The organism is Micromonospora hortensis (assembly GCF_022230935.1).
Classification (GTDB): Bacteria; Actinomycetota; Actinomycetes; order Mycobacteriales; family Micromonosporaceae; genus Micromonospora; species Micromonospora hortensis.
Map to the genome: position 1 here is coordinate 588,203 of NZ_JAKKFE010000012.1, position 21,593 is coordinate 609,795.

The following is a 21,593-nucleotide window of genomic DNA, read 5'->3' on the forward strand; positions in this document are numbered from 1 at the left end:
GCGTCTTCGTGGCCTTCCAGGTGGCCAGCGAGCTACTGGACTCGGAGCTGCAGGACAACGCCGAAAATCAGTTACGCGCGGACTCCCGCGTCCTGGCGACGACCGTGGAGCCCACCGGCCTGGCGCAGGTCCACCTACCGCCGTATCCCGGGTCCGGTCGGCTGGTGCGGGTCATCCTGCCCGACGGCTCGACCCGGACGCCGGCCGGCCAACCCGCGCTGCCCCCCCGTCAGCGGGCACGCCGGGCGCGTGGCGCAGGGGGCGTCGGCCGACCTGATGGAGTCGAACGACAGCGACGACGACGGCTACCTCATCTACACGCTGCGGGTGGGCGACGGCGCGGTCCAGGTGGCCCGCAACAGCGACGACACCCCGATCAACCGATTCGGGTTTGGCATGCTGCTGATCGGACTGCTCTGCGTGGCCGGGGGCGCCCTTGTCGGGCGGACCGTGGCGCGGACCGGACTGGCACCGATCGACCGGCTGACCGCCGCCGCGGTTCGTGTCGCGCAGACCCGGGACCTCGACGCCGACATCCCGGACGAGGGCGGCGGGGAGATCCGGAGGCTGATCCAGTCAATCAACGACATGCTCGCCGCGCTTCGGGACTCCCGGCGGGCCCAGCGGCTGCTCGCCGAGGACGCCGCCCACGAACTCAAGACCCCGCTCACCAGCCTACGCCTCAACGTTGAGCTGCTGATCCGGCTCGATCGGCGCGGCACCCTGGACAGCGCACTGCCGGCGGAGAGTCGGACCCGGCTGCTCAACGATCTCGGCGCCCAGGTGGCCGAGTTGAGCACCCTTGCCGCCGAGCTGACCGACCTGGCGCGCGGCGACGTCAGCGACGAGAGCACCGAGCTGCTCGATTTCGCCGACGTGGTGGTGGCCGCCGCGACCCGGGCGCGTTCCCGCGTGCCCGACATCGAGGTCGCGCTCGACGTGACCTCCGTCTGGGTGAGCGGGCGTCCCGCTGCGCTCCAGCGGGCGGTGCTCAACCTCATCGACAACGCCGGCAAGTGGTCCCCCGCTGACCAGCCGGTCCAGGTCCGGCTCCGTGCCGAGGGCACGTCGGCGGTCCTCGAGGTCGACGACGCCGGGCCGGGCATCGACGCCGCCGACGTACCGCGGGTGTTCGACCGGTTCTACCGTGCCGACAGCGCCCGGGCGCTGCCGGGATCAGGTCTGGGCCTGTCGATCGTGCAGCGGGTCGTCGACGCCCACGCTGGCCGGGTCACCGTCGCCCGGTCCGCACGCGGCGGCGCGCTGCTGCGCATCATCCTGCCGGCCGCCGCCCCGCCCGCTCGGGTCACCCGGCTCAGCGCGGGGGTGGACACGGTGGCGCTCTGACCCTCCGCGGCACGGCGCCGGGACCGCGCGCGGTGCCAGGACCCGCCGCAGCGGGCGGCGCAGGACAAGGGCGGCGGACACGGTGACGGCCGCCGGGCCAGGACAAGGATCCGGGACGGGCAAGGGCCCGTCCCGGATCTCGACTGTGCCGCCGCGCTCACCGTTGCGGCGCGGGCCCCTCCACGAGCGGCCGTTGATCGTCCGGCAACTCCGCCGGTCGGGACAACCGGCTCGGCCACCACATCCGTGAGCCGATCAGCAGGGTGAGGGCGGGCACCAGGACCGACCGCACCAGCAAGGCGTCGAGCAGCACGCCGAAGGCGACCAGGAACCCGACCTCGATCAGCATCACCAGCGGAAGTGAGGCGAGAACCGCGAACGTGGCCGCTAGGACCAGGCCTGCCGAGGTGATGACGCCACCGGTGGCGGAGAGGGCTTTGAGCATGCCCTCTCTGGTGCCGAGGCGCACGCTCTCCTCCCGGGCCCGGCTGGCCAGGAAGATGTTGTAGTCGATGCCGAGCGCCACCAGGAACAGGAATGCCAGCAGCGGCACCGAATAGTCGACGCCCTTGAACCCGAGGACCGTGTCGAAGACGAACACGCTGCCGCCGAAGGCCGCGGCGAATGAGACGATCACGGTCGCCATCAGGACCAGCGGGGCCACGATCGCTCGGAGCAGTAGCCCGAGGACGATCAGGACGACGGTGAGCACCAACGGGATCACCAGCTTCTCGTCGCGGGTGGTGGTGACCTCGGTGTCGAGGTTCTCCGCGCTCGGCCCGCCGACGATCGCCTCCGCCCCGTTCACCGCGTGCACGGCGGCACGCACCCGCTTGATCGTGTCGTACTCCGCGGCGCTGTCCGGCGCGTCGGTCGGGAACACGGAGATGTCGGCCCAGCCTCCGCTGGTCTGCCCCGGGACGACCAGGGCCACACCGCGAATGCCCTGGACAACGTCGAGCACCCGCTCCTGGTGCGCCGGCCGCGTGAAGATCGTCATCGGCTGACCGCCGAGCTCCGGGAAGTGCTGGCGGAGAACGGTGAAGCCGGTGACCGACTCCGGCGCGGACAGGAACTGGTCCTGCTCCCGCAGGGCGCCGGTGTTGCCCACCAGCCCGATGGCGAGCACGCCGAGGACTCCGAGCGAGCCGAGCGTCGCCACCCACCGGCGGCGACTGATGGCGGTGCCGAGCCGTCCCCACAGCCCCGGCTTCTCCTGCACGGCCGTGTTGAACCGCGGGATGGCCGGCCAGAAGATCCGCCTGCCAAGCACCACGAGCACCGCCGGGAACAGCGTCAGCATGGCCACCAGCGCGCACATGATGCCGGCCGCGCCGATCGGGCCCAACCCGCTGGTGCTGTTCAGGTCGGCGACGAGCAGGCAGAGCAGGCCAGCGATCACGGTGGCCGCGGACGCGACGATGGCCGGCGCCGCGCCGCGGAGCGCGTGGACCATCGCGACCCGGACGTTCTCGTGGTGGTGCAGTGTCTCCCGGTACCGGGCGATCAGCAACAGCGCGTAGTCCGTGCCGACACCGAATACCAGGATCGTCAGCAGCGCCGAGTTCTGGTCGTTGATCACGATGCCGAAGCCCTTGACGAGCAGGTAGACGGTCGCCATCGCGGTCAGTGCGGCCGCGCCCACAGCCATGAGCGGGATGAACCACAACACCGGACTGCGGTAGGTGAGGATCAGCAGGAGCGTGACGACGACGACGGTGGTGAGGAAGACCTGCAGGTCGACGCCGTCGAAGACGGCGTCCATGTCGCCGTCGACCGCGGCGGGTCCGGTCACGTCGAGTTCCAGGCCGGCGGGGCGGTCCTTCGCAGCCTCACGCAATGGGCCGACGATGGTCTCCGGTGCGCCGTATGTCGTGCTCACATCCAGGGTGAACATCATCGCCTTGCCGTCGGTGGAGGGTCTCGTCAGCGGGCCCTCCTCGTCCTCGCCGCCCGCCGCCGTCACCTTCGGCGGGTACCGCTTGGCAAGGGTGTTGTGGTGGCGCTCGACCGACGCGCGGTCGGCGTCGGTCATGCCGCCGGCGCGGTGGTACACGAAGACGAACGTGTTGTCCTCACCGCCGGGGAGGCTGTCCTCCAGCACCGCCACCTTGGTGGACTCGGCGCTGGCCGGCAGGGTGTCGACGGCTCTGTCGGTGGTGACCGAGCTCAACTTCCCGCTCAGCGGCACCATGACCGCCGCCAGCGCCAGCCACAACCCGATCACCAACCATGGCACCCAGCGGCCTGCCAAGCGACCGGCCGGCGCTTCCCCGGGCGGCGCTGCCTTGACTGCCATCACTGCTTCCTCCATACGGGTCAGTTCGCTCATCTGATGCCGACTTCGTACCGAGCGAATCTGAGACGACCGTTAATGCGCCGCTCAGGCCGGGTGGCCGAATGAGGTGCCGAGCGCACGCACCAGCGCGGCGGTGTCCAGATCCTGCGCGGTGGGCACGGCCCAGGCGACGCAGCGTCGGTCCGGATCAGCTACGCGTCGACGTCCATCCGGTCCGTGCGGGCGGTGACGGTGTCGACCCGTCCAGTCCACGCGGCCGCGGCGTCGCGGACCTTCGCGCGGTCTGATCGTCGACGGACCCGGCTCAGGCGCGGCGCGCGTCGCGCCTCACCGGTCATCCCGCGCCATACCCCTCGAGCCGACCCTGTCTCAGGCCAGTCTGGTCGTGCGCGCTCGGGCCGCCGGAACCGCACGCTCACCGAGGCGCCGGATGCGGGGGCAGGCGAGGTCTGCGCCTGTCGCGAGTGGGTAAGCGCGGTCGACACCGGTTTCGTCCGCGCTGATTCGTCGTGAGGTCAGGATGCCGAAGTTGCCGCCACCCGGCACCGGGCGCGAGTCACCGCGTCCCCCGCCCCGCGACGTCGTGGAACTGCGGGTGTACGGCGTGTCGAGCGCCGACGCGGACGCCGTCCTCGATCGGCCGCAGCTGCGCCGTGTGGCCGGCGACCACAAGGGCGGCTTTTATCGTCCGCGGGAGGGGAACGGTGCCACGGGAGGCGCCTGCGGCTCGGTGCTGGAGACATACCGGTGGAGTGAGTTGCCAAGCGGAACTGCGGTGAGGACGCTGTCGCTGGTGTTCCTGTTGCCGTTTATGTTGTGCAACGCGGCGGCGTGGATGCGGCCGCGAGCGAACGTCAGTGGGAGTGTGGTCCGGGTCGGTTGCCGGCTGGTTGGTCTGAGCCTTACGGCCCTGTACGTCCTGTCCTTCGTGGGTGTGGGGTTGGACCTGCTTGCTGTCAAGTGCATGTCCCGGGCTGAGTGCTTGGGCGGCCGAACCTGGTTGTCGTGGCTCGGTGGTCAACCGGCCGGTTTGCGTTTGGCGGTGCTGTCGCTGGTGCCTGTGGGCGCTCTCTGGGTATTGCAGCTCGCCGGACCCCGCTGCGGACACTGGTACAACAACTTCATCCCGCCGACGGCGACGCGAACGAAGGCGGACACGCCTCTCGGCGCGATCGGAACGCCCGACGCGTTTCCCGGAGCGGAACGACTGCGGTTCATCCATCTGGCGACGGGCCTCGCTGTGATCGACCTCAGCCTCGTCGCGGCGCTGTGGTCGGCCCGCGGTCCTGACGTGCTTGACCTTCTTCTAGGAGTGACGGCGTCAGCTGTCACAGTGGGCTGTGTTCTGTTATGCGTGTCCGAGAGGGTCGTCGCCCGATCGGGTCTGGCGGTCGACGTCGTCGTTCGTGTGCTACGCCTCATTGCCGTGGTGACGACGGTCGTCGTCATCTGTCGTGCGGCGCTCGATCGGACCGCGTGGCCCCCCGTGGAGGGTCTGCCCGGCCACGCCCGGGCGGTGGTCATGGTGTTCGTTACCCAAGGCGTGCTCCTGGCGCTGCTGGGGACAGCGGCACTGGTGGGCCGTTATCGCGCAGGCGGTGGTCGCGTGCTCCTACACGGTTTGGGTGCACCGCTGTTCGCGTGCCTTGCCGTGGGGCTGGCGGTCATCTACGCGACCGAGTTCAACTACCGGGTCTCGGACTACCTCGATCGTGATTTGCCTACACCTGACGTGCAGCCCACCAGCCCGGTGCTGCCGTACAAGTGGACCATGTTCGGCTTCTTTGTGTCGGTCTTCGCAGCCGCAGCAACCGGTGCGGTCATGGTCGTGCTGTCGCGACGTCACCGGAGGCGGGCGGCGGAAGAGATCGTCGCCCGAGACTTCCCCTGTGCGGATGCGCGGGCGAACGGACGACGGGCAGAGGTGCGTGACGCGATCGCTCGGGCTCAATTCACCGAGTGGCTCGCTCCGCTCGCGGCAATGTACTGCTGCATCGTCGCGCTGAGCTTGGGTTTTTCCGCGCTGGGTCTGGTCGAGCTGCAACCCAGTTTCGCCGCTGAGCACCTGGCGAGCCTGCCGCCCGACTTCGTGAGCGCCGGTACGCACTTCGGCAGCTACCTGATGGCGCTGGTCTTCCTCGGCTTGTTGATTGGAGGATTGTTCGCGTATCGAACGTCGGTCTTCCGCCGGTACATCGGGGTGCTCTGGGACCTCGGTATGTTCTGGCCTCGCGTCGCCCAGCCCTTCGCCCCACCGTGTTACGCCGAACGCGCCGTACCCGAACTCGCTCGCCGGATCACCGTGCTTGCGGGTAGAGGGCACGGTGTGCTGGTCGCGGCCCACAGTCACGGGTCCGTGTTGGCTGTGGCCAGCATTCTGCAACTTGAGCCGCAGGTGCTCGACAGGGTCGCACTGCTAACCCACAGTTCCCCGTTAAGACGCCTGTACAGCGCGCTGTTCCCGGCATACGTCGGCGCGGAGGTATTGCGCGAGGTGGGCCGTCATGTCGGCTGGCGGTGGGTGAACCTGTGGCGGGATACCGATCCGATCGGCGGCTGGATCTTCAATAGTGCAGATGCCGGTGAGCGCGGCGCGCAACAGGCCCCCGACATGACCGTGGACCGCCGGCTCAGGGATCCGCAGTGCCTTGACGCGCAGGGCGAAGACACCGTATGGGCGCCGATACGGGCCCACCGGCCCGGTGTGACGGACGATCGATACGACAGGGCAGTCTGCGACCTTTCCGAACGCCTTCGAAACGGTTGAAGACGCCAGCTCACCTGCGAGCAGGGCCCGCGAGGCCATCGCCGTCGGCGATCATCGGCGGGGCAGCGCGGAAACACCCCGCCCGTTCATCACCGTGCTGGCACGGATCAGTGATCGTCAGGGTCGATATAGCGGTCGGGGTTGGTGGAGATGTTGTGGGGGCCGCGGTCCGACGGCAGATCGTGCAGCGATCGGCGCAGGCCGGGGTCGGTGGTGAGGGTCCAGGCGGGGCCGGCGGGGTGCTCGTCGTGCAGGCCGGTGGCCACGGGCATGGCGGTGGGCACACCGGCGAGGGCGTCGAGCAGGCTGGCCTCGCGGCGGCGGTGGGGCACGCGCAGCAGGACGGGGTATCGGGGGCCGTAACCACCAGGTCCGCGCATCGGTGTAGAGCAGGACCACCGCGGCGATCACGACCGGCGGCAGTGAGGTGGCGAGGTTGAGCCGGCGCAGCCTCCCCTGCGTCGACTCGGTGAAGCGCGGCATCGAGCGGTCACCGTGTCAGTATCCGACGGCCACCAGTCTCGAACAGTGACACCGCGTCACTTGTAGCCGTGACGTAGTTGCACTGACGGTCGGCCGCCATCGCTGCTGTCATGGGGACATGACCACGACCCCCGTCATCGACGTCGAACGGCTGAACCTCACCTACGGCGACTTCCACGCCGTCAAGGACCTCTCCTTCCAGGTACGGCCAGGAGAGCTGTACGCGCTGCTGGGCACCAACGGCGCCGGAAAGACCTCGACCCTGGAAGTCATCGAGGGACACCGCAGGCCGGCCTCCGGCACGGTACGCGTCTTCGGGCACAGCCCCGACGACCGGAGAGCGGTACGTCCCCGAATGGGCGTCATGCTCCAGGAGAGCGGATTCTCCCCAGACCTCACCGTCCGTGAGTCCGTCGGCCTGATCGGCCGGCTCAGCGGGCGCAGCGACGACGTCGACCGGATCCTCGACCTCGTCGACCTCACCGCCCGAGCCGGCCGCAAGGTGTCGCAACTCTCCGGCGGAGAGAAGCGGCGGCTGGACTTCGCCACCGCCGTCTACGGCACCCCGGAGCTGATCTTCCTCGACGAGCCGACCACCGGCCTCGACATCCAGTCCCGCGACGCCGTCTGGGCGACCGTCGACCGGCTCCGCGAAAACGGCGCGACCATCGTGCTCACCACCCACTACCTGGAGGAGGCACAACAACGCGCCGACCGCATCGGACTGATGCACCAGGGCACCCTCCACCGCGAGGGCACCGTGGCCGAACTGACCCGCACCCTGCCGGCCGTCATCCGCTTCTCCCTCCCGGCCGGGGCGCCAGCGTTGCCGCTGCAGGCCGCGGTCACCGTCGAGGGCAAGGTGGTGGTCGAGACCTTCGGTTTGCAGAAGGACCTGCACGTCCTGCTCGGGTGGGCCCAGGACCACGCCGTCGAGCTGCAGGGCTTGGAGGCTGGGCCGACCCGCCTCGACGACGTTTTCCGCGCCATCAGCAACTGACCCGTTATCTCGACAGGAGCGCCACCGTGTTGTCCATCGCCGCAAGCGAGCTGATCCAGATCTTCCGCAACCGACTGGTGCTGATCACCAGCCTCATCATCCCGGTAGTCGTCAGCGCGTACTTCGTCCGCCAGCACGAGACCTTCGCCGACATCGGCAGCCTCGGCTACATCGCCGCGATCGTGATGTTCACAATCGCCGCGTTCGGGCTCTACGCCACCGCCGTCACCACCCTGGCGTCCCGGCGACAGAACCTCTTCCTCAAGCGGCTGCGCTCCACCGCCGCAAGCGACACCGGCATCATCGCCGGCCTGCTGCTGCCCGTCGTCGTCATCGCCCTGATCCAGGTGACCGCGATCCTGATCGCCCTGGCCGTCGTCGCCGGCAAGCCGGCGAACGTCGCCCTGCTCGTGGTGGCGACCCTCGCGACACTGGCCATGATGATCGGCCTGGCCCTGGCCACCGCCGGGCTGACCAACTCACCCGAGCACGCCCAGGTCACCACCCTGCCAGTGACGCTCGGCGTGATCGCCGTGGCCACCTGGGTGGGCATCACCGGCACCGAGGACCTCGCCTGGCTCAAGCGGCTGCTGCCCGGCGGCGCAGCCACCCAACTGACCGTGAACGCCTGGAACGGCGGCGTCGCCGTGACCGACTCCCTGCTCCTGCTCGCACCCACGCTCGCCTGGGTCGCCGTCGCCGTCAACCTTGCCATCCGACTCTTCCGCTGGGAACCCCGCCGATGACCACCGAACCCCGGTCGGGCAACCCGACCTTGGGCGAATGGGGCGCCGACGCCGCGGCGGAGGCCGCTACCCGCACCGTGACGGCCGCGGTCGTCAACAGCGCCATCGCGGCCATCACAGTGCTTCCTCGCAGCTAGTGCGACCGAGTGGAACTACGCAGGGGCAGCCCCACCACATCGTCCGCCGGTGCCACCACACCTGTGACGACATCGACACCCACCCGAGGTGTACGGCGCTTTGCTCGCCGAGCTCAGCCTGCTCGGGCTGCGCCATGCCTGGCGCGGGACGACTACGACGCCGGTGGCGGCGTCGGGCTACCTCAGCTATCCGGCATACCCAACCCCACGCCGCGCCGTGTCGACATCCACTAGACGTCCCGTACAAGAAAGGAGACGCGCGTGACCTCCACGCCTTCCGCGCCGGATGCCGACGCCGAACCCACCCGTCCTCGGCGACGGCGGTGGCTCCGGATCGTATCCGGCATCCTCGCCACCGTGGTGGCCGCCGTCAGCCTCGGCGTCGCCGCCCTTCAGCTCGGCCTGCCCTGGCAGGTGGGCGACGGCGACCGCAACCACGTCTACCAGGGCGATGCCGGTTCGCAGCGCTACCAGGTCCACCTTCCGCCCCAGCACAAGGGGACGGCCCGGCTGCCGGTCGTCATGGCAATCCACGGCTGCGGCATGACCGGCTACGGATGGAACTCCATGAAATCCACGACGCAGTTCAACCGCTTGGCCGACCGGAAGGGCTTCATCGTCGCCTACCCCACACAACTGATCTCCCGCAACCTGATCGCCTGCTGGAACTCCGCTGACCCACGGCATCAACACCGGCATGCCGGCGAACCCGCGCTGCTCGCGGGCGTCGCCCGCCAGGTCGTCGAGAAGTACGACGCGGATCCCGCGCGGGTGCACGTGGCCGGCGCCTCGTCGGGCGCGGGAACCGCGGTCATCCTCGCCGCGACCCACCCCGACGTCTTCGCCACGGCGACCTCGGTCGCCGGCGGCGAGTACGGGCTCAACCAGGTCGACCCGGACGACCCGGACTCGACGTCGCCGCTGGACACGGCCCGTCAAGCCTGGGCCCAGATGGGTGAGCGGGCCCGGCGGGTGCCCCTGCTGGTCATCCAGGGCGAGCAGGACGAGGTCGTGCCACCCCTGGTCGCCACGCGACTCGTCGCACAGTGGACCGCCGTGAGCGATCTCGTCGACGACGGACTACCCAACAACAGCCTCAACCCGGCCGAGGAGACCGTGTCCGTGCCAGCCGCCGCGGGCCGGCACGCGTACACGCGTTCGACGATCACCGCGCCGGACGGCTCGCCGATCGTCGAGTCGTACCGTGTCCAGGACATGGGGCACGCCTGGCCCGGCCCCGACGGCGACGGCCGCTACACCGATCACGCGGGCCCCGACGCCAGCCAGATCGTATGGGAGTTCGCCGAGCGCCACCCGATGCCGTGAGGACTCCGCCGGCCCGGCCGCGCCTACCGGGGATGCGACCGGGGGTTGACCCACACGAGTTACCAACCAAAGGAGTGGTTCACGGTGCGGAGTTCGCAATCGGCTGAGACCGGCGCGACCCGGGTGCTGGTGACCGGCGTCCGCGGCAAGACAGGCCTACCACTGGCGGAGCTGCTCGTGGCACGACGAGACGTCGAGGTGCTCGGCGGCAGCAGCGATCCGGCCACCATCGGCATCGACGGCGTTCGCCCTACCGCCTTCTCCTGGGACGAGCCGTCGGGGTGGGCGGCGGCGACCGAGGACGTCGACGCCGTGTACGTGGTCCGGCCGGACCGCGCGGACGCGTCGGAACTCGTCGCTGCGTTGCTGGCCGGAACGTCGCCCAGGGTCCGGGTGGTCCTGCTGTCCGACCAGGACGGTGGCCACCCGGGCCCGGACCATCCGGGGCCCGTCGGTTGGGCGCCGCGCGTCGAGCGTGTGGTACGCGACAGCGGGCGCCCCTGGACGGTCCTGCGGCCGGGCTGGTTCATGCAGGTGCTCACCGATCCGCGCTTCTACCGCGACCAGATTGTCGGTGCCGGTGAGCTGCCGTTTCCCAGCAGCGGCGCAACGGTGGCCTGGATCGACGCCCGGGACATCGCGGCAGTCGCCGCGCGGGCGCTGCTCGAGGACGGGCATTCCGGCCGGACGTACCGGATCTCCGGTCCGGAGGCACTGTCGTTGCCGCGCACCGCGGAGCTGCTCTCCGCCGCGGCCGGGCATCCCGTGACCCACCGGGACGTGACCGTCGACGAGGCTGTTGCCGGTCTTGAGGGCTTCGAACGAGACCTCTCCGCGCTGACGTTCGAGCGGGTGCGCGCCGGCGGCTTCGCGGAGGTGACCGACACCGTCGAGCAGGTCATCGGACGGCCGGCGCGTACGCTGTGGAGCTTTCTCGCCGACACCGAGCCGGCGTTGCGGCGCAGGGATCGCTGACACCCGGGACGGCCGACCGCGGTCGACCGCGCCCTTGGTTACGGCCTGAAGACGACCGAGGGGTTCGATCACACACATCTCGGTCGGATCGGGAAGGCCCGCCGGGCTCAACCAGGCGGACCCGGTCCTACCTCTTCGGGCGCGCCGAAGAGGTCTCCAGCCTGAAGGGCCCGCTCAGGATGATGCCGTGGGATCGGTGTCTCCGATGACGGACGCGCGGCGGGCTTCAGCCCGCTCACCCGCACCGCTGTACATCGATTCACACCACACCTGCAGGCGCGGCGTCAGGCGACCCGAGACGCCGGTCGGCGCCAGCCATCGGCCCGTACGAGTCCCTGGTTCGCCGGGAGCCAGGGAGATCCGCAGCGGTCAGCGCGTCGGCCAGGCGGCCATGGCCAGTTCCGCGGTATCGGTGAGCTCCGCCGCCGTGGCGCCATCCCGGGCGCGCTGGGACATGCCGTGCATGACGGCCGTGAAATACGCGGCAAGCTTGCGGGGGTCGGCTGCCGCCGGTAGTTCGCCCTCTTGCCGGGCGGTTGTCAGGCGCTTCTCGAAGGTGCCGACGCTGGCGTTGCGCAGGTCGCGCATGTAGGTGGCGACATCGGTGTCGGCCGCAGCCGCGCTGCAGAGCAGGTTTCCGGCCGGCGTCTCGGCGTCGGTGTACATCGCCGCCGCGTCGAGCAGGATGCGGTGGAAGGCATCGAAGGCCGTCGGCTCCCTGGCCATGGCTGCCCAGACGAACTCGCCGGCCGGGGAGCGACCGTACGCCTCGATGACCTCGTTGAACAGGGACCTCTTGTCGCCGAACGCCGCATAGAGACTGCCGGGCCGGATGCCCATCGCCCGGGTCAGGTCGTTGATCGAGGTCCCCTCGTACCCGTTCTCCCAGAACAGGCGGGTGGCGGCCGCCAGTGCCGCCGCCCGGTCGAAGGTCGGCGGCCGGCCTCGCCGTACCTCTGGTGTGTCCATGACCCCATTCTAGAGCGATCGCTCAAAAGCGGGCTGGAGATTTGTTGGTGGATCGCTCAAGAAGGAGCTACGGTTCCTCTTGAGCGATCATTCAACAAAGGAGCGGTCATGTCAGGAGCACTGCAGAACAAAGTGGCCGTCGTCACCGGCGGCAGTCACGGAATCGGCCGGGCGACCGTCGAGCGGTTCGCCCGTGACGGGGCGACGGTCGCCGTCGGCTACGGCCACGACGAGGCGGCGGCCCGCGACACGGTGGAGCGCATCCGCAAGGAAGGCGGACGTGCATTCGCCGTGCACACCGAGCTGGGCACACCCGGCGACGCGGCTCGCTTCTGGGAGACCTTCGACACGGCGGGCCGGGAGCTCGTGCCCGACGGGAAGATCGACATCCTCGTCCACAACGCCGGCAAGGGAAGCTTCGCCCGACTGGCCGACCTCCCCGAGGACGAGTTCGACCAGGTGATGGCCGTGAACGTGAAGGCGCCGTTCTTCATCACGAAGCACGCGCTGCCGCGACTGCGCGACGGCGGCCGGATCATCAACGTCTCCAGCACCGCGGCCAGAGTCGGAAGCCCGGATCTGCTGGCCTACGGCGTCAGCAAGGCGGCGCTGAACTGGTTCAGCTACGACATGGCGCTGGATTTGGGCCTCCGCGGGATCACCGTCAACGCGGTGTCACCCGGCATCGTCATGACCCGGAACAGCCAATATCTGGTCGACAATCCGGAACTCGCGGCGCAGCAGACGGCGCGCGTCGCCCTCGGCCGGCTCGGCGAGACGGACGACGTGGCCAGCATCATCGCCTTCCTCGCCTCGGACGAGGGGCGCTGGGTGACCGGTCAGGTCATCGACGCTTCGGGCGGCACCGCGCTCTGAAACAGGTCCTAGCGGACGCGAAGCCCGGCCACGAGGAGGTCGACCAGGCGGCGTGCGTCGTAACGAGGATCGTTGCCCGCGCCGATGCAGAGATTGCCGACGCCGCGCAGCAGCCCGTAGGCGTCCATGTCGGGGCGGATCTCTTGAGCGGCGACGGCGGCGTCGAGGAGTTGGTCGCAGACCGGGACGAGCCGGTCGAGGAAGTAGGCGTGCAGGCTCTGGAAGGCGGCGTCGTCGGACTGTAGCGCTGCGGCGAGACCGTGCTTGGTGACCAGGAAGTCGACGAACAGGTCGATCCACTGCGCCAGGGCGGCGTGCGGTGTGTAGCTGTCGGCCAGCAGGGCCGGTCCCGCCTCGGCGCACGCCTCGATCTGGTGCCGGTAGACGGCGACGATGAGGTCGGCCCGGCTGGGGAAGTGCCGGTAGATCGTGCCCACGCCAACGCCCGCCCGTACGGCGATGTCGCGCACGGGGACGTCGACGCCGGAGGTGACGAACGCCGCGGCGGCAGCGTCGAGCAGGGCCCTCTCGTTGCGCCGGGCGTCGGCCCGCTTGCGCGGGACCGGTCGCTCCGAGCCGCTGTCGATGTCGGCCACGTCGCGTTACCTCCGTCACTCCGCTTGGCATCCGGAACGCCGTTCCGTATGTTGACTATCGGAACCTCGTTCCGCTTACCCACCATACTGACCGGGCGGGCTGCCACCAAACCGTGGACCGCCGGACGCGAAGGAGAAACAGTCATGCAATACCGCACCCTGGGTCGCACTGGCGTGCAGGTCAGCACCCTCGTACTCGGTGCGATGAACTTCGGCAAGATCGGCAACACCACCCAGGAGGACGTCACCGCCATCGTCCACGCGGCACTCGACGCGGGGATCAACCTCATCGACACCGCCGACGCCTACAGCGGCGGCCAGTCCGAGGAGATGGTCGGCAAGGCCATCGCCGGCCGCCGCGACGACGTCGTCCTGGCCACCAAGGCGACCCTGCCGATGGGCGACGACCGCAACCAGCGGGGCGGCTCGCGCCGCTGGCTGGTCACCGCGCTGGACAACAGCCTGCGCCGCCTCGGCGTCGACCACGTCGACCTCTATCAGATGCACCGGTGGGACCCGACGACAAGCGACGACGAGACGCTGGCGGCGCTGACGGACCTGCAACGCGCGGGCAAGATCCGCTACTTCGGCTCCTCGACCTTCCCCGCCTACCGCATCGTGCAGGCGCAGTGGGCCGCCCGCGAGGGACATCTGAGCCGATACGTCACCGAGCAGCCGAACTACTCGATCCTGCAACGCGGCATCGAGACCCACGTGCTGCCCGCGACCCAGGAGTACGGCATGGGCGTGCTCGCCTGGAGCCCGCTGGCATCGGGCTGGCTCTCCGGCGCGATCCGCGCCGGCCAGGACATCAGCACGAACCGCTCGGGCTTCATGCGGCAGCGCTACGACATCAGCATCCCCGCCAACCGCGCCAAGCTCGACGCCGTCGAGCAACTCGCCACAGTCGCCGACGAGGCTGGCCTGAGCATCATCCAACTCGCGCTCGGCTTCGTCACCGCACACCCGGGCGTGACCAGCGCGATCATCGGCCCCCGCACGACGGACCACCTCCACTCGCAGCTCGCCGCCGCGGACACGGTGCTCCCCACCGACGTACTGGACGCGATCGACGCGATCGTGGCTCCCGGCGTCGACCTCGCCGCCCACGAGAAGAACGACACCCCGCCCGCTCTACTCGACCCGACGCTGCGCCGCCGCTGATCACCCGGCACGTGTCAGTGACCAGGCGGCAGGCGGACGTGCGCCCGCGCGTCCGCCTGCCGCTGACCCGCCGCGCAGCCAGACCTTCCAGCTCGGCGTCGAAAGGACGAACGGACCCATGCCAAGCAAGCCCTCGCCCAGCTTCGGGCTCATGACCGCCCCGATGCACGTCGACTACCACGACATCCTGCGGGTATGGCAGGAAGCGGACGCCATCGCCGAGATCGAGCACGCGTGGCTGTTCGACCACCTCATGCCCATCGGTGGCGACCCGGGCGGACCGGCGTACGAAGGCTGGACCCTGCTCTCCGCCCTCGCCGCGCAGACCGAGCGGCTGCGACTGGGCGTGATGGTGACCAGCAACCGCTTCCGGCCTCCCGCGATGCTCGCCAAGATCGCCACGGTCGTCGACATCGTCTCCGGCGGACGCCTCGACTTCGGCATCGGCGTCGGGTCACGGCCTGGTCACCCCCTGGCCCGGCAGGAGTACGCCGCGCACGGCCTTCCCTTCGCCGACACCAACGACGCCGTGGCCAGCCTCGCCGAGGCGCTCACGGTCATCCGTCGACTCTGGACCGACAACGAGCCGTTCGACTTCCACGGAACGTACGTCGACCTCACCGGAGCGTTCGCCAGCCCCAAGCCCGTGCAGCGCCCGCACCCGCCGATCGTTATCGGTGGCCGCTCCGCCGCCACATTGCGGGTGGTCGCCGAGCACGCGGACATCTGGAACATCGCCAGCGGGGACGTCGACGACGCCGTCAGCCGCAGCACCCTGCTGGAACGCTACTGCGCCGAAATCGGCCGCGACCCCGCATCGATCACCCGCTCGATCAACCTGCCCGTCTCCTATGACCAGCCCAGGCTCACCCGCGACGCCATCGGCAGGGCGATCGGTGCCGGCTTCGGGCACATCGTGCTCACGCTGCCGGCGCCCTACCCCGCTGCCGTCGCGCGTTGGGTCGCCGATGAGCTCATCACCCCGTCCACCGCATAGCGGCCCTGGCGGGTCGGTCTGAAGTGACCTCCGACCTGGGCGGCCGGGGTTGCGTCAGCCACGCCACCACCAAGTCCCCGATGAATCGTCGGCTGACACGGTTCACCATTTCGACGGATGTACGCCCTGCTCTTTCCTGCCTATCAGCGACGATGTCATTCGCGAGATCGTCGTCGCCCGGCTTGAGGCCGCACCATTTCCGGGCGGCTGCTGGCAGATGTAGAGCTCCCGGGTGCTCCAGGCCACGTCAGCTCCTCCCCCGTGGTACGGCTGGCTCCACGCTTGCATCGGCGAGGCGGCGTTCGCGTCGGTGAAACACCCTTACGTAGCGATGGCCAGTAGAACCTGGGTACCAATGGCGGGCCGGTAATGCCGACCGCGGTACCACGATGAGGGCTGTGCCCGGACCTAGCGTGGTGAGCATGATTCAGGTACGCGAGATAACCAAGCGATACGGTGCGAAGACGGTCGTCGACCGCCTGTCGTTCACCGCGAAGCCCGGACAGGTCACCGGCTTCCTCGGCCCCAACGGCGCCGGCAAGTCGACGACCATGCGGATGATCGTCGGTCTCGATGCGCCGACCTCCGGCGACGTGCTGGTCAACGGCAAGCCGTACGCGTCGTCGCAGGCACCACTGCGCGACATCGGCGTTCTGCTCGACGCCAAGGCCGCACACCCGGGCCGGACGGCGGTCAGCCACCTTCTGGCATTGGCTCGCACGAACGGCATCCCGCGCTCGCGCGTGGACGAGGTGCTCGACCTGGCCGGCCTCTCGGCCGTCGCCAACAAGCGGGTCGGTGCGTTCTCCCTTGGCATGGGCCAGCGACTCGGCATCGCCGCCGCGCTGCTCGGCGACCCGGCCGTGGTGATGCTCGACGAGCCGGTCAACGGCCTCGACCCCGAGGGTGTCCTCTGGGTGCGCAACCTGCTCACCGGCCTGGCCGCCGAGGGCCGCACCGTGATGCTGTCCTCACACCTGATGAGCGAGGTGTCGCTGATCGCGGACCACCTGGTCATCATCGGCCGGGGCAGGCTGCTGGCCGACACCACAGTGGCCGACTTCGTGACCGCCGAGGGCGTCCGCGTCGTCACTCCCGCCCCCGACGCGCTGCGCACGACGATTGCCGGCCCTGGCATCACGGTCACCTCGACCGGCGCCGAGGAACTGCTCGTCGCCGGCACCTCCGCCCGCAAGATCGGGCTGGCCGCGGCCAGCCGCGGCATCCCACTGTTCGAACTCACCCCGCAGAACTCCTCCCTCGAAGAGGCGTTCATGGACCTGACCCGCGACGCTGTCGAATACGAGGCCTCCCGATGAAGATCACCCCTGGTGGCGTCGTCGCTGCCGAATGGACCAAGTTCTCTTCCCTGCGCTCCAGCTGGATCACGACCGGCATCTCCGTCTTCCTCCTGATCGCCTTCGGCATGATCGCCTCGGCGTCCTTCTCGGGTGAGGGCCCGACCTCGGTCGATCTGGCCCTGTCGGGCAGCGTCCTGGCCGCCCTGTCCGTCGGCGTGCTCGGCGCGTTGCTGGGGGCGAGCGAATACACCACCGGCATGATCCGGGCGACTTTGGCCGCGGTGCCGCGCCGGTTGCCGGTGCTGTGGTCAAAGGGCCTCGTGGCCGGGGCAGCCGCCTTCGTGACGATGACCATCGGCGCCTTCGCGGCTTTCGCCCTGGGGTCGGCCGTGCTCAACGAGAAGGTCGACGGTCTGGGCCTCGGTGACGAGGGCGTCGTGCGGGCCCTGTTCGGCGCCGGCCTGTATCTGGGGCTGGTCGCGGCGCTCGGCGTCGCGCTCGGCATGCTCGTCCGCTCCAGCGCCGGCGCCATCGCGATCCTGTCCGGCGCGCTGCTGGTCGTGCCCGTTCTGGCCCCGCTGCTGCCGGACTCGATCGCCGATGCCGTCACCCCCTACCTGCCCAGCAACGCGGGCAGCGCCGTGATGGCACTGGCCCCCACGGACGGCACGCTGGGTCCGTGGGCCGGAATCGCAGTCTTCGCCGGGTACGTGGCCGTGACGCTCACCGCCAGCGCCTATCGGCTCAAAAAGACCGACGCGTAGGGGAGACTCGGGCGATGAGCACGCAGGGATGGCTCGTGGACCGGCAGGCACGGCTGCGGGCGTTCGACCGGCGCCACCCGTGGGTCATGGACACCCTGGTAGCCGTCCCGATCGTGCTCTTCAGCATCCCGAACATCATCGAGAAACCCCTGTCGGCGACCATCGCGACCCTGGTGCTGCTGCCACCGCTCTACTGGCGGCGGCGGTACCCGTTCCCGGCGTTCCTGGCCACCGCGACCATCGAGTTGATCGAGGGACTGCTGGACGTCGGCGTCGGCGCCGGCGTGATCCTGCTCGTGATGCTGTTCGGGGTGGCCTCCCGCGGTTCGTGGCGGGCGCTGGCCTGGGCCTCCGGGATCGCCCTCGCGCTGCTGGTCGCCGAGATCTACCTGATCAACCCGGTGACGGAGAACCGCGTCACCACCCTGCTCCTGGCGATCGGCACAGAGGCGGCCGCGGTCGCGTCCGGCGTCGCGGTGCGCACCCGCCGGGCGTACCTCATCGCCCTGGAGGACCGGGCCGCCCGCCTCGAGATCGAACGGGATCAGCAGGCCCGCCTGGCCGTCGCTGAGGAGCGGGCCCGGGTGGCCCGCGAGATGCACGACATCGTCGGCCATCACGTGTCGGTGATCGTCGGCCTCGCCGACGGCAGCGCCGCCCTCGCCAGATCGCGGCAGGAGCAGACCGCCGAACCGCTCCGGCTGATCGGCGAGACCGGCCGCCAGGCGCTCGCGGAGCTGCGCCGGGTGCTGGGCGTGCTGCGCGAGGGTGACCCTGGTCCGCAGCTGAGACCGCAGCCCGGCATCGACGATCTCGACCGGCTGCTGCCGAGCGTGCGGGCAGCCGGGCTGCCAGTCACCTACTCCACCTCGGGCGAGCTGCACACCCTCGGCAAGGGGCTGCAGCTCGCGGTCTACCGCATCGTCCAGGAAGCGCTCACCAACACCCTCAAACACGCGGGGCGCGGCGCGTCCGCGACGGTCACTCTCGCTGCCTGCCGCGGAGAGGTACGGGTACGCGTTCTCGACAACGGCCGTGCCATACCGGCCCCTCCAAGCCACGGCCTGCTCGGCATACGCGAACGCGCCGCCATGTACAGCGGGATAGTGACCGCCGGCCCGGTGGAGAACGGCTGGCTCGTTGACGTAGTCCTCAAGGAGCCCTTATGACCACCGTCCTGATCGTCGACGACCAGCAGTTGCAGCGAATGGGCTTCAAGATGCTGCTCGACGGCACCCCCGGCATCACCGTGGTGGGTGAGGCCGCCACCGGCGCCGAGGCAGTGCGGAAAGTCGATCAGACCCGGCCCGATGTGGTGCTGATGGACGTGCGCATGCCCGGCATGGACGGCATCGAGGCCACCCGCCGCATAACCGCGGCCGGCTCACGCACCCACGTGCTGATCCTGACCACATTCGATCTGGACGAATACGTCTACGCCGGACTTCGAGCCGGAGCGAGCGGCTTCTTACTCAAAGACGCGCGCCCGGAGGAACTGATCGCCGGCATCCGCGCTGTCGCGAGCGGAGACTCAGTGGTAGCCCCCAGCCTGACCCGCAAGCTGATGGACGCCTACCTGCAGGAACCGGCGCCGACCACCTCCGAGAATCCCCGCCTGAGCACGCTGAGCGAGCGGGAACGGGAGGTGCTCGAGGCGATCGGCCAGGGCGCCACCAACACCGAGATCGCCGAACGCTTCACGCTGACCGAGTCGACCGTGAAGAAGCACGTCGGACGGGTCTTGTTCAAGATCGGAGCCCGCGACCGGATCCAGGCGGTGATCTTCGCGTACGACAACGGCCTGGTCCAGCCTCGCTGACGGGCGAAAGGGCATGGATCGCCCCGTACGACCGCGTTGCTGGCACCGTCCTCGCACGACGCGGCGACGCCACGCCGCCGGAGATCGCTCTGGGCGGTCTTCCTCTCGGTGATGAGCGGGCCGTCGCGGGTGGACTGCCCGCTCGGTCCCTCGAAGTGCTGGATCCGTCCGGTGACGCCGACCAGCTGGGCCTCCGGCACCGAGGCGAGATCCGATTCATCGGCGCAACCGACGTGGCCTGGAGCACCCGTGAGCTCGCGAAACTCGCCGGCACCACGGTGAACACCATTCGGCACTACCACCGGCTCGGACTGCTCGACGAGCCCGAGCGCCGACCGAACGGATACAAGCAGTATGGGATACAGCATCTCGTCGTCCTCCTGCGCATCCGGCGGCTCGTAGAGCTGGGTGTGCCCCTGTCCCGGATCGGCGCGATCACCACGGGCGGCGCCCCCGCCCCGGAAGTGCTGCGTCAGGTCGACGCCGACCTGGCGGCCGAGGTCGAGCGTCTACGCCGAGCTCGCTCCGACATCGCGATCATTCTGCGCGACGGGGCGCCAGCTGACGCGCCCGCGGGCTTCGAGTCGGGCGCGCCGCGGCTGACCGTGTCCGACACCTCGCTCATCCACGTCTTCACCCAGCTCAACGACGAGAACGTGATGAAGGACCTGCGGCGCATGGCGGACGCCGACACGGATCCCGTCAGCCACGACATCGACACCCTGCCGCCCGACGCCGACGAGGCGACCCGCCAGAACCTCGCCGAGAAGCTCGCCGCGCGCCTGGCGCAGCATCTGGTCGACTATCCCTGGCTGCGTGACCCCGCCCGACATCTGTCGAAGAGCGAGCACGTCACGCGCCAGACGTTGATCGACGCCGTCGTCGGTCTTTACAACCCCGCCCAGGTCGATGTGCTGGGCCGGGCCAGCATCCTCGCTCAGGAGCAACTGCGTCGCGAACAGGGGCTCGACCCTCCGGCCTGAACTCGTGCGTAGCATCCCGAATCGAAAGGAAGGCACAATGGCTCCGATCGCGAGGCCGAGGAGCGGGCGCTGGCCCGACCGACGGTCCGGCCAAGGTCAGTCACCTGCTCTCAGGGCATTGAGCACGGCCGTCACCTCGGGGCGTGACGCGGCCGGTCGCCGGGCCCCGGCGGTGATGCGCCGGGTCAGCGGCGGGCTCAGCGGTCGGGTCACCACCCGGTATCGCGGGTCCACCGCCAGCTTCGGCAGCATGGTGATCGAGCGGCCGTTCTCCACGTGCTGGAGCGCCAGCATGTAGTTGTTGAACCGACAGATCACCACGGGCTCGAAGCCGGCCTCCCGGCACAGCCGGGTGGACAGCTCGGACATGTACGAGCCGTCGACGTCGAACGTCCAGCGCTGCTGCGCGCACGCCTCCAGGGCGACCGACTCGGCGCTGGTCAGCGGATGCTCCGGGGGCAGTACGAGCACGATCGGGTCGGTGGCGAGCGGCACCAGGTGGATCTCCGGGGAGAGCTCGGCGCCGGCGAAGTCGGCCGTCGTGATGATCAGGTCGACGTCGCCGCGACGCAGCGCCGGCATGCTCTCGTGCGGCTCCAGTTCCAGCAACACCACGCTCAGATCCGGGTGTCGGGCCGCGAGACGGACAAGCGCCGGTTCGGCGAGGGCTTGCACCGCACTCTGGAACGCGGCCACGGTAACCGTGCCGGCGGGCTCGTCGGCGAGGCGGCGCAGCTCCGCCTCGGCCGCGTCCATGGCAGCGAGGATCTCCCGAGCCCTGCCGGCGAGCAACATTCCGGCCGCAGTGAGCCGCACCCGCCGCCCGGTGCGTTCGAGCAGCGCGGTCCGGGTCTCCCGTTCCAGAGTGGTCAGTTGCTGCGAAACCGCCGACGGGCTCAGGTTCCCGCGCTGCGCAACGGCCCGGACGGTGCCGTAGGTCGCCAGGTCGGCGAGCAGGCGCAGTCGCCACGGATTCAGCGTCATGACCGCCGACTGTACGGCTTTGCTTAACAGCGACAGCGGAAATGTGCGATGGACGTGCCT

The 21,593-nt window shown here is 69.7% G+C and carries 20 protein-coding genes and 1 pseudogene; 16 read left to right on the plus strand and 5 right to left on the minus strand.

The window, feature by feature from the left end; all coding sequences use genetic code 11:
• The first annotated feature begins 249 nt into the window (after positions 1-249).
• A complete protein-coding gene (locus NIE111_RS11115) occupies positions 250-1,347 on the plus strand; it encodes a HAMP domain-containing sensor histidine kinase (RefSeq protein ID WP_238684311.1) in 1,098 nt (365 codons plus the stop codon).
• A 157-nt stretch (positions 1,348-1,504) separates the two neighbouring features.
• Here NIE111_RS11115 and NIE111_RS11120 read toward each other — a convergent pair whose 3' ends face one another.
• Positions 1,505-3,646 carry an MMPL family transporter gene (locus tag NIE111_RS11120; RefSeq protein ID WP_238684312.1) on the minus strand — a complete coding sequence of 714 codons (2,142 nt, stop codon included), beginning with the start codon at positions 3,644-3,646 and terminating at the stop codon, positions 1,505-1,507.
• Positions 3,647-4,229: 583 nt separating this feature from the next.
• Here NIE111_RS11120 and NIE111_RS11125 point away from each other — a divergent pair.
• On the plus strand, positions 4,230-6,413 hold the full coding sequence (locus NIE111_RS11125) for a hypothetical protein (RefSeq protein ID WP_238684313.1): 2,184 nt from the start codon (positions 4,230-4,232) through the stop codon (positions 6,411-6,413).
• 107 nt (positions 6,414-6,520) lie between these two features.
• On the opposite strand, the gene NIE111_RS11130 is transcribed toward NIE111_RS11125, so the two are convergent.
• On the minus strand, positions 6,521-6,793 hold the full coding sequence (locus tag NIE111_RS11130) for a hypothetical protein (RefSeq protein ID WP_238684400.1): 273 nt from the start codon (positions 6,791-6,793) through the stop codon (positions 6,521-6,523).
• Between the two features lie 221 nt (positions 6,794-7,014).
• Here NIE111_RS11130 and NIE111_RS11135 point away from each other — a divergent pair, with 221 nt between their 5' ends.
• The 6 genes and pseudogenes from NIE111_RS11135 to NIE111_RS11160 all read left to right on the plus strand — a co-directional run.
• A complete protein-coding gene (locus NIE111_RS11135) occupies positions 7,015-7,896 on the plus strand; it encodes an ABC transporter ATP-binding protein (protein WP_238684314.1) in 882 nt (293 codons plus the stop codon).
• A 26-nt stretch (positions 7,897-7,922) separates the two neighbouring features.
• Positions 7,923-8,642: an ABC transporter permease gene (locus tag NIE111_RS11140; RefSeq protein ID WP_238684315.1), complete on the plus strand. Its 720-nt coding sequence runs from the start codon at positions 7,923-7,925 to the stop codon at positions 8,640-8,642.
• Positions 8,639-8,779: a hypothetical protein gene (locus NIE111_RS11145; protein ID WP_238684316.1), complete on the plus strand. Its 141-nt coding sequence runs from the start codon at positions 8,639-8,641 to the stop codon at positions 8,777-8,779. Before NIE111_RS11140 ends, NIE111_RS11145 begins: the two co-directional genes overlap by 4 nt.
• A 261-nt stretch (positions 8,780-9,040) precedes the next feature.
• Positions 9,041-10,105, plus strand: a complete 1,065-nt coding sequence (locus NIE111_RS11150; RefSeq protein ID WP_238684317.1) for an extracellular catalytic domain type 1 short-chain-length polyhydroxyalkanoate depolymerase — start codon at positions 9,041-9,043, stop codon at positions 10,103-10,105.
• An 84-nt stretch (positions 10,106-10,189) separates the two neighbouring features.
• On the plus strand, positions 10,190-11,080 hold the full coding sequence (locus tag NIE111_RS11155; RefSeq protein ID WP_238684318.1) for an NmrA family NAD(P)-binding protein: 891 nt from the start codon (positions 10,190-10,192) through the stop codon (positions 11,078-11,080).
• A 27-nt stretch (positions 11,081-11,107) separates the two neighbouring features.
• A pseudogene (locus NIE111_RS11160) lies at positions 11,108-11,245 on the plus strand (DUF4260 family protein); the annotation flags it as partial.
• 204 nt (positions 11,246-11,449) lie between these two features.
• Here the strand turns inward: NIE111_RS11160 and NIE111_RS11165 are convergent.
• Positions 11,450-12,049, minus strand: a complete 600-nt coding sequence (locus NIE111_RS11165) for a TetR/AcrR family transcriptional regulator (protein WP_238684319.1) — start codon at positions 12,047-12,049, stop codon at positions 11,450-11,452.
• Positions 12,050-12,157: 108 nt separating this feature from the next.
• Between NIE111_RS11165 and NIE111_RS11170 the strand changes: the two genes are divergently transcribed.
• On the plus strand, positions 12,158-12,925 hold the full coding sequence (locus NIE111_RS11170) for an SDR family NAD(P)-dependent oxidoreductase (RefSeq protein WP_238684320.1): 768 nt from the start codon (positions 12,158-12,160) through the stop codon (positions 12,923-12,925).
• Positions 12,926-12,933: 8 nt separating this feature from the next.
• Here NIE111_RS11170 and NIE111_RS11175 read toward each other — a convergent pair whose 3' ends face one another.
• A complete protein-coding gene (locus NIE111_RS11175) occupies positions 12,934-13,512 on the minus strand; it encodes a TetR/AcrR family transcriptional regulator (RefSeq protein WP_238684399.1) in 579 nt (192 codons plus the stop codon).
• Between the two features lie 153 nt (positions 13,513-13,665).
• Between NIE111_RS11175 and NIE111_RS11180 the strand changes: the two genes are divergently transcribed.
• From NIE111_RS11180 to NIE111_RS11210, 7 genes are all read left to right on the plus strand, one after another.
• Complete coding sequence (locus NIE111_RS11180) at positions 13,666-14,685, plus strand: aldo/keto reductase (protein ID WP_238684321.1); 1,020 nt, start codon at positions 13,666-13,668, stop codon at positions 14,683-14,685.
• Positions 14,686-14,803: 118 nt separating this feature from the next.
• Complete coding sequence (locus tag NIE111_RS11185; RefSeq protein WP_238684322.1) at positions 14,804-15,682, plus strand: LLM class flavin-dependent oxidoreductase; 879 nt, start codon at positions 14,804-14,806, stop codon at positions 15,680-15,682.
• A 422-nt stretch (positions 15,683-16,104) separates the two neighbouring features.
• The gene (locus NIE111_RS11190; protein WP_238684323.1) at positions 16,105-17,001 is read left to right on the plus strand and encodes an ABC transporter ATP-binding protein; all 897 of its coding nucleotides are present in this window, start codon (positions 16,105-16,107) and stop codon (positions 16,999-17,001) included.
• On the plus strand, positions 16,998-17,747 hold the full coding sequence (locus tag NIE111_RS11195) for an ABC-2 transporter permease (RefSeq protein ID WP_238684324.1): 750 nt from the start codon (positions 16,998-17,000) through the stop codon (positions 17,745-17,747). Before NIE111_RS11190 ends, NIE111_RS11195 begins: the two co-directional genes overlap by 4 nt.
• 14 nt (positions 17,748-17,761) lie before the next feature.
• The gene (locus NIE111_RS11200) at positions 17,762-18,916 is read left to right on the plus strand and encodes a sensor histidine kinase (protein ID WP_238684325.1); all 1,155 of its coding nucleotides are present in this window, start codon (positions 17,762-17,764) and stop codon (positions 18,914-18,916) included.
• Positions 18,913-19,566, plus strand: a complete 654-nt coding sequence (locus NIE111_RS11205) for a response regulator (protein WP_238684326.1) — start codon at positions 18,913-18,915, stop codon at positions 19,564-19,566. The genes NIE111_RS11200 and NIE111_RS11205 overlap by 4 nt, the downstream gene beginning before the upstream one ends.
• A gap of 155 nt (positions 19,567-19,721) precedes the next feature.
• Complete coding sequence (locus NIE111_RS11210) at positions 19,722-20,549, plus strand: MerR family transcriptional regulator (protein WP_238684327.1); 828 nt, start codon at positions 19,722-19,724, stop codon at positions 20,547-20,549.
• Between the two features lie 96 nt (positions 20,550-20,645).
• On the opposite strand, the gene NIE111_RS11215 is transcribed toward NIE111_RS11210, so the two are convergent.
• Positions 20,646-21,533: a LysR family transcriptional regulator gene (locus NIE111_RS11215; RefSeq protein ID WP_238684328.1), complete on the minus strand. Its 888-nt coding sequence runs from the start codon at positions 21,531-21,533 to the stop codon at positions 20,646-20,648.
• Positions 21,534-21,593 lie beyond the last annotated feature (60 nt).